The 5,472-nt window shown below is 69.4% G+C and carries 3 protein-coding genes, 2 rRNA genes and 1 pseudogene; 5 read left to right on the top strand and 1 reads right to left on the bottom strand.

The window, feature by feature from the left end:
- The 3 genes from G011_RS0129370 to G011_RS0129360 all read left to right on the top strand — a co-directional run.
- A 23S ribosomal RNA gene (locus G011_RS0129370) occupies positions 1–84 on the top strand; the annotation flags it as partial.
- Positions 85–188: 104 nt separating this feature from the next.
- Positions 189–304 (top strand): 5S ribosomal RNA (gene rrf, locus G011_RS0129365).
- Between the two features lie 263 nt (positions 305–567).
- A complete protein-coding gene (locus G011_RS0129360; RefSeq protein WP_026338782.1) occupies positions 568–1,206 on the top strand; it encodes a class I SAM-dependent methyltransferase in 639 nt (212 codons plus the stop codon).
- A 146-nt stretch (positions 1,207–1,352) separates the two neighbouring features.
- Here the strand turns inward: G011_RS0129360 and G011_RS32740 are convergent, their stop codons facing one another.
- Complete coding sequence (locus G011_RS32740; protein ID WP_231391632.1) at positions 1,353–1,814, bottom strand: hypothetical protein; 462 nt, start codon at positions 1,812–1,814, stop codon at positions 1,353–1,355.
- Positions 1,815–1,994: 180 nt separating this feature from the next.
- Here G011_RS32740 and G011_RS0129355 point away from each other — a divergent pair, with 180 nt between their 5' ends.
- Together G011_RS0129355 and G011_RS30485 are read left to right on the top strand one after the other, a co-directional pair.
- Complete coding sequence (locus G011_RS0129355) at positions 1,995–4,778, top strand: transglycosylase domain-containing protein (RefSeq protein ID WP_231391631.1); 2,784 nt, start codon at positions 1,995–1,997, stop codon at positions 4,776–4,778.
- A 423-nt stretch (positions 4,779–5,201) separates the two neighbouring features.
- Positions 5,202–5,472, top strand: a pseudogene (locus tag G011_RS30485) (hypothetical protein); the annotation flags it as partial.

Genomic DNA, 5,472 nt, shown 5'->3' with positions numbered 1-5,472 from the left:
TAGACGATGGGGTTGATAGGCCGGGTGTGGAAGCCCTGTGAGGGGTGGAGCTGACCGGTACTAATAGGCCGAGGGCTTGTCCGCTGCAGATAATTGGATGTTCGCGCACATTTTTCACGGAGCTTGCTGCTCACGGTGATTCCCTGCCTCTTGGGGTGGGTGGAGTCGGGTGGGTGGTGTGTGGTTTCCGTGGTGGTTATTGCTGGAGGGTCACACCCGGTCTCTTTCCGAACCCGGTCGTTAAGTCTCTTTGCGCTGATGGTACTGCCCTGTGGTGGGGTGGGAGAGTAGGTCGCTGCCACGGTTTTTCGTTGAGGGGGGTCGCCTTGCGGGGCGGCCCCTCTTCTTTTTTGCGGGTGTTTGTGCGTTTGTGAACGCCAGAGTGGGTGTGTGGGGGTGCGGGGGTGGGGGTGGGCCCCCCGTGTTCCAGTCAACCGGGTGCGGGGGTGGCGGGGCCAGAGCGTCTTGCCTCCTGTGGACAACCAGCCGTCCCAACTCCGAAGGCGCGGTAGCCCGCCCGCACGGGCCACTGCCCGTTTCTGTTTCCGCTGGTGGGACAATTTCCGCATGACGAAGACAATCCCCTCAGAGCTTCTGGCCGCGGCGGAGGCCGCGAAGGGTTTCATGCCCACGGACGAGGGCGCCGCCCTCTTCGAGACCGCCGTCGCCTACGCCCAGGTCGGGCCGATCGTGGAGATCGGCACCTACTGCGGCAAGTCCACGATCTTCCTCGGCGCGGCCGCCCGCGCCACCGGGGCCAAGGTCCTCACGGTCGACCACCACCGGGGCTCGGAGGAGCACCAGGAGGGCTGGGAGTACCACGACGCGTCCCTGGTGGACGAGGGGACCGGCAGGTTCGACACCCTTCCGCACTTCCGGCGCACGATCACCGAAGCGGGCCTGGACGAGGAGGTCATCGCGCTCGTGGGCCGGTCCACCGATGTCGCGGCTGTCTGGGGTACCCCGCTCGGCATGGTCTTCATCGACGGCGGCCACAGCGAGGAGGCCGCCCAGAACGACTACGATGGTTGGAGTCCCCACGTCGCCCCCGGCGGGGCCCTCGTCATCCACGACGTGTTCCCCAACCCCGAGGACGGCGGCCGACCGCCCTACAACATCTACCGGAAGGCCCTCGACTCGGGGGAGTTCCAGGAGATGCGCGCGGTGGGCTCCCTGCGGGTGCTCGAACGCACTCGGGGGAAGTGAGTGGGCTAACAGTCTTTCCGATACACAGCTGCCCAGGGTAAGCCTTGGGTAAGAAGTGACAGTACGCTTACCTGCTCGGACTTGACATGGTTACGGGCGGGTATCGTGGCCTGGAGGGCTGAGCGATGGCGGCGTTATTCCCCGAATTACCGCTTCGGTCCTGACTCGAACTGAACGATCCGGGGCACTTGCGCGTCAAACATCAGGACGGCACGGTGCCGGACGTGATTTGCCATGGGGGCGGGGAACTGAGCGAGAGCACACACGGCGAAAGCGGGGCGGACGGACAGCGTCCCGGGAAGGACACGCCGGACACCAGGAACACCTCTGCCGAAGAGCTGTCCAACAAGCACAGTCCCGAGAGTGGAGTACCCAACATCGAGGGGAACCAATCCACTCATGACACTCCTGGAGGAGAAGAAAGCGTAGGAGAACAGCCCGAACCGGAGTTCATCAATCCGGTCGCCTTCAAGACCAGCGGTACCTTCCTCCGTGACAAGGTCGCCCAGAACCTCGCGGAACAGGGCTTCGGATCCGACGACACCGGCGACGACGCCGCGGAGGCCTCCGACGTTCCCGCCGACGCGCACGGCGCCGATGCCGTCCACACCTCTCCCGCGGCCGGCTCCCCCGCCTCAGCCGGCAGCACGGGCACGGAGGAGTCGGACACGCGCGAGGACGGGGGCCGGGGGGACGGACGGCCCTCCCAGGCCGCCCCGCCCCTCGCGGCCGACGACACGTCCGTCGACCAGGACGGTACGGCCGGCGCCGACGAGCCCCCATCGCCGGTGTCCGACCGGACCGAGCCCATCTCGCTCGACTCCGTCCGCGCCGCCGCCTCCGCGGAGGCGGCGGAGACGTCCGACGACGCCTCCGGCGACGCCGGTGCCGAAGAGGGCGGGACAGACCTCTGGAGCCCGCGCGGGCAGGAGCGCACGGGAGTCCCCAAGAGCCCCGTGGCCGGAACCGTGACCGACGTCCAGGACTTCGAGGACGGATCCGCCGAGGCAGCCACGTCCGCTGTGCCCGCCGCACCGGACGCGGTCGCTCCGGACCGTGACGGAGAGCAGAGGATCGACGAGTCCTCCGCGGCCGAGACGGCGTCCCTGTGGCCCGAGCCGCGTCGCCTCTCCTCCTACGTGGCCGATTCGCCCTCCCGGGAGCAGCAGGACCGGGGCGCCCGCCCCGGTTTCGCCGCGGCCGAGGCCGGAGCGGCGGGTGCCGCGGGAGCGGCCGCCGCCCACTCCGGGGCACACGGCGACCCCAGCGGTCCCGGTGACACCACCAGTTCCAGTAACTCCGGTGGACCCAGCGGTCCCACCGGCCCTGGCGGCCCCAAGGGTCCGGCTGGCCCTGGCGGTACCGGGCCCGGCGGACCCAAGGGCCCGGGTGACCCCAAGGCACGGGGCAAGAAGAAGGGCGCCGGTCAGAAGGCCAAGAAGCCCATGTGGTGGAGGATCCTGCGGGTCTTCCTCATCGTCACCGGCGTGTTCTTCATCATCGGGTGCGGTGTCTTCGCCTTCTTCTACAGCACCGTGGAGGTTCCGGACGCGGCCAAGGCCGACGTCCTGGAGGAGGGCTCCACCTTCTACTTCGCCGACGGCGAGACCGAGTTCGCCTACCGGGGCACCCACAGGGAGATCCTGTCCTACGACGAGATGACCGCGGGCGGCGAACACGTCGTCGAGGCGGTCATCTCCGCGGAGGACCGCGGTTTCTGGACCGAGCCCGGGGTGTCCGTGAGCGGCACCGCCCGCGCGGTCTGGTCCACCGTCACCGGCCAGCAGGTCCAGGGCGGCTCCACCATCACCCAGCAGATGGTCCGCAACTACTACGAGGGCATCTCCCGGGACGTGTCCATCACCCGCAAGGTGCGGGAGATCATCATCGCCCTCAAGGTCGACCGGAGCGAGTCGAAGGAGTGGGTGATGGAGCAGTACCTCAACACCATCTACTTCGGTCGCAACGCCTACGGAGTCCAGGCCGCCTCGCAGGCGTACTACCACAAGGACGTCCAGGACCTGGAGCCCGCCGAGGCAGCGTTCCTGGCCGCCGCCATCCAGCAGCCCACCCCCTTCGGTGAGGCCGACGTGGAGACCACCCCCTCCATGGAGCGGCGCTGGGAGTACGTCGTCAACGGCATGGTCACCACGGAGGCCATCACCCAGGCCGAGGCCGACGCGATGGAGTTCCCGGCGCCCGAGCCGGAGCGGCCCAGCGAGGGCACCGACCTGAGCGGCTACAAGGGCTACATGCTCCAGGAGGCCATGAACGAGCTGGAGCGGCTCGGCTACACCGAGGACCAGATCAACCGCCAGGGCTACAGGATCGTCACCACGTTCGACCAGGACATGATGGACGCCGCCTACGCCGCGGTGGAGGAGATGGTCCCGCTCGAGAACCGGCCCGAGGGCGTCAACGTCGGTCTGACCACCGTCGACCCGGCCACGGGCGAGGTCCTGGCCTTCTACGGCGGCCACGACTACTGGGAGAACCAGTACGACAGCTCCTTCCTCGGCGCCGCGCAGACCGGTTCGGCGTTCAAGCCCTACGTGCTCGCCACCGCCCTGGAACAGGGCTACAGCCTCAACTCCACGGTGGACGGGCGCGGGCCGCAGACCATCGCGGGCTCACGCATCCAGAACGCGGGCAACTCGCCGGGCGGCATCATGACGCTCACGCAGGCCACCCAGGTCTCCAACAACCTCGGCTTCATCGAGCTGGCCCAGGAGGTCGGTTTCGAGAACGTCCGCGACACCGTCTACGCCGCGGGGTGGCCCGAGGGGAGTGTGCCCGACAGCCAACTGGTTCCGGTCATGCCGCTGGGCGCCTCCAGCGCCCGCACGGTCGACCAGGCCAGCGGGTACGCCACCTTCGCCAACGGCGGCGTGCACGTCGAGACGCACGTGGTGCGGGAGATCATCGACTCCGAGGGCGAGAACGTGCGCCCGGAGGTGGAGAGCAACAGGGCTCTGGAGGAGGAGACCGCGGCCGACGTCACCCACGCCCTCCAGCAGGTGGTCAACGGCGGTACCGGTACCGGGGCGCGGCTGGCCAACCACCCCACCGCGGGCAAGACCGGTACCACCGACGGCAGCGTCGCCGCCTGGTTCGTCGGTTACACCCCGCAGCTGTCCACGGCGGTGGGGATCTACAGCGGCAACAACGAGAGCTTCAGCATCCCCGGATACGGCTCGCTGTCGGGCGGTACGCTCCCGGCGTCGCTGTGGAACCGGTACATGAGCACCGCGATGGAGGGTTACGAGCCCGGTTCGTTCCCGAGTCCGGCCTTCAGCGGCACCACCGAGAACTGGGCTCCGGACGTGTCCACCGAGCAGCCCCAGCAGCCGCAGCAGCCGGAGGCGCCCGCGGAGCCGGAGACGCCGACCGAGCCGGAGGTGCCCACCACGCCGGAGACGCCGGTGGAGCCGGAGGTGCCCACCACGCCCGAGTGGCCGGAGATCCCCGGTCCCGGGACCGAACCGGGTCCCGGTGAGGGCGGCGGCGGAGAGGAAGGCGGTGGCGGTGGCGGCGGTGAGAGCCCGCCGGCCAGACGCGACGACCTCTGGTGAGGTCCGGATCCGGTGGTGACCGGAGCCGGTGAGAACGGGGGGAGGGCCCGGCGGTGCGCACCGCCGGGCCCTCCCCGTGTGTCGGGTCCTTCGTGTTCGGCCTCCGCCGCACCCGCACCGGCCGGCGGACCGTGCCCTGTCCGCCCGAACCGACCCCGGTTCGCGGGGGCGGGCAACCACGGGGTTCTGGAGTTGCCGGAGGCGGGTTCGTGGGGAATGAGCGAACCCGCCGTGGGCGCCGAGGCGCCCGCGTCGAAGGGTGCCCGGACACGAGCAGGACCGCGCCGCAGGCGCCCGCTGAGGGCGATGGCGGGCGACGGGCGGGACGAAGCGAAGCGGAAGTCCAGAAAACACTGCCTAGATCGTTGATGGGGGTTTCTCGGAACCCCTGCGCCCATGGCGAAGGGCGTCGAGGATCAGAGTGTGACCAATGACCTTGACGCCCTTCTGACCGCACTCTACGTCCATCTGGACGACCACGTCCTGCCTTCGCGTGAACAACCGGTCAAACGCGGCCCGAACCGGCTGCTCACCGACGCCGAACTCGTCTGTGTCGCGGTGGCCCAGGCCCTGCTGCGCCATGACTGCGAACGCCGCTGGATGCGCGCCGCCCCCGCCCGGATCGGGCACCTGTTCCCCCGCCTGCCCGGCCAGTCGGAGTACAACCGCCACGTGCGCGATCTGGCCCCGGCCC

Origin of the sequence: Nocardiopsis sp. CNS-639, assembly GCF_000381685.1 — a bacterium.
Classification (GTDB): Bacteria; Actinomycetota; Actinomycetes; order Streptosporangiales; family Streptosporangiaceae; genus Nocardiopsis; species Nocardiopsis dassonvillei.
The sequence above is the reverse complement of the archived record's forward strand: the minus strand, read 5'-3'. Positions and strand labels throughout refer to the sequence as shown.